The organism is Streptomyces lydicus (assembly GCF_004125265.1).
GTDB classification, from domain to species: Bacteria; Actinomycetota; Actinomycetes; order Streptomycetales; family Streptomycetaceae; genus Streptomyces; species Streptomyces lydicus_C.
Genome location: NZ_RDTE01000003.1, coordinates 2,071,946 through 2,076,036, shown reverse-complemented (window position 1 = coordinate 2,076,036; position 4,091 = coordinate 2,071,946). Strand labels below are relative to the sequence as shown.

The window sequence follows — 4,091 nt, the reverse complement described above, 5'->3', positions numbered from 1 at the left end:
ATCCGCCCGCCTCCCCTGCCCCCTACACCCGAAGCCCGTTCGCCGTGCCCGTCACCACCACCGGACCACCCGAAGGACCGTCCATGGATCTGAGCCTGTTCTATTTCGCGCACGACTCCACCGCGCCCGGGCAAGCCGGCCGTTACGAGCTGCTGATCGAGGGAGCGAAACTCGCCGACCGCTCCGGGCTCGCCGCGGTGTGGACCCCGGAGCGGCACTTCGACCCCTTCGGCGGCGCCTACCCGAACCCGGCCGTGCTCGGCGCCGCCGTCGCCATGTCCACCCAGCGGGTCGGCATCCGGGCCGGCAGTGTCGTCGCCCCGCTCCACCACCCGGCGCGGATCGCCGAGGAGTGGTCGGTGGTGGACAACCTCTCCGGCGGCCGGGCCGGTATCGCCTTCGCGTCGGGCTGGAACACCGTGGACTTCGCGCTGCGCCCGGAGAACCACGCGGACCGTCGCACCCTCGTGCGTGACACCGCCGAAGAGGTCCGCCGCCTGTGGCGGGGCGAGACCCACGCCACCACCGACGGACTCGGCCGGCCCGTCGAGATCCGTACCTATCCGCCCGCGGTGCAGCCCGAGCTGCCGGTGTGGCTGACGTCGGCCGGCGGCGTGGACACCTTCCGGGCCGCCGCCCGGATGAAGGCCGGCATCCTCACCCACCTGCTCGGCCAGTCCCTGGAGGAGGTGGCCGCGAAGATCGCCGAGTACCGGCGGGTGGCCGCCGAGGAACACGACGGCTGGTCCGGCCATGTGGTGCTGATGCTGCACACCCTGCTCGGCGACGACGTCGACCAGGTCCGCGAGCAGGTGCGCGAGCCCTTCACGAACTACCTGAAGAGTTCAGCCAACCTCACCGCCAAGTCGTTCACCGGCAAGGACATGGACCTGTCCGAGCTGAACGCCGACGACATGGACTACCTCGCGGCCCGGGCGTTCGACCGCTACTTCGAGACCGGCGGGCTTTTCGGCAGCGTCGAGCGGGCCGCCGAACTGCTCCCGCACATACGGGCTCTGGGGGTCGACGAGATCGGCTGCCTCGTGGACTTCGGAGTGGAGTCCCGGGCCGTGCTCGACGGCATCGACAAGCTCGGCAAGCTGAACGAGATCATCTCCCGATGAGACAGGAGACGTCATGAGCACCACCCTGAGCGCGGGCCCGACCTGGGCCCCGCACGAGATCACCGCCGCCGCGACCGGGAGCCGGGACCTGGCCGCACACCTCACCGAACTCGGCGCCGACCGTCTCACCGACCTGCTGACCCGGCACAAGGCGCTCGTCTTCCGCGACTTCGGGGTCGGCCCCGACGCGGTCGAACCCGTCCTCGACCAGCTGCTGCCCTCCCGGCTGCCCTACGTGCACGGCAACTCCCCGCGCACCCGGGTGCGCGGCAACCTCTACACCTCCACCGAGTACCCGCAGCGCCTCACCATCTCCATGCACAACGAGCTGAACTACGCCCGCAAGTGGCCGACCCGACTCGCGTTCTACTGCGAGAAGGCCGCCGAGTCCGGGGGCGCCACCCCGGTCGTGGACGGCGAACTGTGGCTCAACTCCCTCGACGCCGAGATCCGCGAGGCATTCGCGGGGGGCATCCGCTACGTCCAGAACCTGCACGACGGATACGGACTCGGCAAGAGCTGGCAGGACACCTTCGAGACCGACGACCGCGCCGAGGTGGAGCGGTTCCTGACGGCCTCGGAGGCCGAGTGGGAGTGGGGCCCGGACGGCATCCGCGTGGTCCAGCACCGCGCGGCCACCACCACGCACCCGGTGACGGGCGCCGAGGTCTGGTTCAATCAGGCCGACCAGTGGCACCCGGCCGGCCTCGGCGACGAGACCTCCCGGGAGCTGTACGACATCCTCGAACCCGAGGAGTTCCCCCAGTACGTCACGTTCGCCGACGGCACACCCATACCGGACGGGTACATCACGCAGATCCGGGACCGGGGTCTGGAGCTGGCCGTGGACGTGGACTGGCGGTTCGGCGACGTGCTGGTGATCGACAACGTGCTCACCGGGCACGGCCGACGTCCCTTCGAGGGCACCCGCCGCATCCTGGTCGCCATGACCGACTGACCGCCCGGCGACGGGCCGCGGCCTCGTCCAGCCCGCGCACCGGGGTGGACGAGGCCGCACCGTCATGCCCGCAGGAAGGCGAGGACCGCGAGGACCCGGCGGTGCCCCTCGGTGTCCACCGGCAGGTCCAGTTTGTTGAAGATGTTGCCGATGTGCTTGTTCACGGCCGCCTCGCTGATGAACAGGTGCTTGGCGAGGCTGGCGTTGGAACGGCCCTCGGCGATGCCCCCGAGCACCTCCCGCTCGCGGGCGCTCAGCCGCTCCAGCGGGTCCTGGCGCAGCCGCACCAGCTGGGTGATGACCTCCGGGTCGACGACGGTGCCGCCCGCGGCGACCCGCTCGATCGCGGCCACGAAGTCGGCGACCGCGCTCACCCGTTCCTTGAGCAGGTACCCCACCCCGGCGCCGCCGCCCGAGTCGAGCAGGCGCAGCGCATAGGAGCGTTCCACGTACTGGCTCAGGACGAGCACGGGCAGACCGGGGAACTCCTCGCGCAGGGCCACGGCCGAGCGCAGGCCGTCGTCGCTGAGCGAAGGCGGCATCCGTACGTCGGTGACGATCAGGTCCGGCCGGTCGGCGCGGACCGCCGCCACCAGCGTGTCGGCGTCCCCGACGGCGGCCGTCACCTCGTGGCCGACCCGTTCGAGCAGCCCGACCAGTCCTTCGCGCAACAGAACGGCGTCCTCGGCCACGATCAGGCGAAGCGACACGGCACCTCCACATGCAGCAGGGTGGGACCACCCACCGGACTCGACACCCGCATCCGGCCGTCCAGGGCCGTGACCCGGTCCGCGAGCCCGGTCACGCCGCTGCCCGCCTCCGGGGCGACCCCGCCGTGGCCGTCGTCCGTGATGTCGAGGATCAACAGATCGGAATGGTAGCGGCCACGCACCTCGGCTCTGGTGGCGCCACTGTGCTTGGCGATATTCGTCATGGCCTCGTTGATCAAGTAGTACATCGTCGTCTCCAGCTTGCGCGGCAGCCGCTGGGGCAGGCGCAGATCCACGCTCACCGGGACCGGGAACCGGCCGGCGTAGTCCTCGATCGCCGCGACCAGGCCGTGGTCGGCCAGCACCGGCGGATTGAGGCCCCGGATCAGCGCCCTCAACTCCTTGTGCGCGGTGGACAGCTGGGTTTCCGCCTCGGTCAGCAGCTCGGCCTGTACGGAGCCCTCCGGGACCTCCAGGCGCAACAGCCCGAGCGTCATCCCGAGCGAGACGAGCCGCTGCTGCGCCCCGTCGTGCAGATCGCGTTCGATCCGGACCCGCTCGGCGTCGAAGGAATCGAGCAGCCGCGACTGTGAGGCACGGACCTCGCGCAGCTCCTCACCCAGCTCCTTGTCGCGCGGCGCGAGGAAGGTGCGGGCCATGGCGGCCCGCGCGCCGGCCCAGGAGGTCACCGTGTAGGGCGAGGCGAGCAGCACGATCGCCCCGAACACCGTCCAGGGCCAGGTGGCACCGTCGGTGGACGCGATGGTGGTGGCCGGGAGGCCGAAGGAGAACCCGAGGACCATCAGGTCCAGCCACCACAGCGCGGCCGCCGACAGCAGCGTGAACATCAACTCCCGCCATGTCACCTGCTCCTTGAGCCGGTTGGCCGTCCAGGCGCGCAGACCGGGGCTGCCGGGGGCCTGATGCGGGTTTGGCACAGGGTCCCGGTCCACCAGGCGCAGCCGGCGGCGCTCGACCCGGGCCACCAGCGTGGAGACCAGCACCATGCCCACCAGAGGGGCGACACCGATCAGCACAACCAGCAGGGCGAGCCCCGCGGCCAGGCCCAGCGCGAACACCAGCACCGCCGCGGCGCCGACCACGACGCCGCCGCTGAGATAGGCCAGCGACCGCCAGGGCCAGCTTGAGGTCAGGAAGCTCAACGGGCGCTGAGCCATGGCCTGCCAGGCTGTTGTGGGTTGCATGCAATCAACGTAACCGGGCGAAAAGCGCTGTGGGGGGCGTCTTCGTGGACAGCCGCCCCGGACCGCGAAAGGTAGAGCTGCCTCTACCTCGGGA

Annotated in this window: 4 protein-coding genes; 2 read left to right on the top strand and 2 right to left on the bottom strand. The window is 70.9% G+C overall.

The annotated features are described in order from the left end of the window. The first annotated feature begins 83 nt into the window (after positions 1 to 83). Together D9V36_RS11805 and D9V36_RS11800 are read left to right on the top strand one after the other, a co-directional pair. Positions 84 to 1,124: a MupA/Atu3671 family FMN-dependent luciferase-like monooxygenase gene (locus D9V36_RS11805; RefSeq protein ID WP_129293737.1), complete on the top strand. Its 1,041-nt coding sequence runs from the start codon at positions 84 to 86 to the stop codon at positions 1,122 to 1,124. Between the two features lie 13 nt (positions 1,125 to 1,137). Continuing rightward, complete coding sequence (locus D9V36_RS11800) at positions 1,138 to 2,082, top strand: TauD/TfdA family dioxygenase (RefSeq protein WP_129293736.1); 945 nt, start codon at positions 1,138 to 1,140, stop codon at positions 2,080 to 2,082. A gap of 62 nt (positions 2,083 to 2,144) precedes the next feature. On the opposite strand, the gene D9V36_RS11795 is transcribed toward D9V36_RS11800, so the two are convergent. Both D9V36_RS11795 and D9V36_RS11790 read right to left on the bottom strand, forming a co-directional pair. Next, complete coding sequence (locus tag D9V36_RS11795) at positions 2,145 to 2,792, bottom strand: response regulator (protein ID WP_206739649.1); 648 nt, start codon at positions 2,790 to 2,792, stop codon at positions 2,145 to 2,147. After that, positions 2,777 to 3,997 carry a sensor histidine kinase gene (locus D9V36_RS11790; protein WP_129293735.1) on the bottom strand — a complete coding sequence of 407 codons (1,221 nt, stop codon included), beginning with the start codon at positions 3,995 to 3,997 and terminating at the stop codon, positions 2,777 to 2,779. The genes D9V36_RS11795 and D9V36_RS11790 overlap by 16 nt, the downstream gene beginning before the upstream one ends. Between the last annotated feature and the right edge of the window lie 94 nt (positions 3,998 to 4,091).

Bases quoted from the DNA above. Each gene is read 5' to 3' on its own strand.
- D9V36_RS11805 (WP_129293737.1), top strand. From the start codon at position 84: ATGGATCTGAGCCTGTTCTATTTCGCGCACGACTCCACCGCGCCCGGG.
- D9V36_RS11800 (WP_129293736.1), top strand. From the start codon at position 1,138: ATGAGCACCACCCTGAGCGCGGGCCCGACCTGGGCCCCGCACGAGATC.
- D9V36_RS11790 (WP_129293735.1), bottom strand. From the start codon at position 3,997: ATGCAACCCACAACAGCCTGGCAGGCCATGGCTCAGCGCCCGTTGAGC.